Origin of the sequence: Neobacillus niacini, assembly GCF_023715785.1 — a bacterium.
Taxonomy (GTDB): Bacteria; Bacillota; Bacilli; order Bacillales; family Cytobacillaceae; genus Neobacillus; species Neobacillus niacini_E.
The window spans coordinates 1-398 of the sequence record NZ_JAMBOX010000093.1 but is presented as its reverse complement, the minus strand read 5'-3'; the positions used below and the strand labels follow the sequence as shown (position 1 = coordinate 398).

Sequence of the window (398 nt, the reverse complement as noted above, 5' to 3'; positions counted from 1 at the left end):
CTTGTACACGGCGTTCAATATCTGGGAAGCGACGCACTAATTGTAGGGCGATAGAAACAGAATACTCTGCAATTGTTTCAGGTGAATAACTAGGAACGTTAGATATCACAATATTGTGTTTTTTAGCTAAATCTAAATCATACATATCAAATCCAGCAGTACGTTGTGCAATTTGTTTAATACCGTAAGATTCTAATTTAGGATAAACGTCATTTTCTAACTTACCAAATTGCATTGTAGTTACGCCATCGTAATCTTTTAATTGATCGACTGTAGCACTTGATAATAGCTCTTTAGAAGTAGTTACTTCGACATTATTCTTTTTCCCCCAATTTAATGCCATCTCTTTCTCATAATCACGCGTACCAAAGAACATAATTTTTGTCATTATTAAAAAC

The 398-nt window shown here is 33.7% G+C and carries 1 protein-coding gene; it reads right to left on the bottom strand.

The window, feature by feature from the left end; all coding sequences use genetic code 11:
* Nucleotides 1-388: Rossmann-fold NAD(P)-binding domain-containing protein (locus tag M3234_RS28990; RefSeq protein ID WP_464515146.1), on the bottom strand; the 388-nt coding region annotated here is incomplete at its 3' end.
* Nucleotides 389-398: the final 10 nt, after the last annotated feature.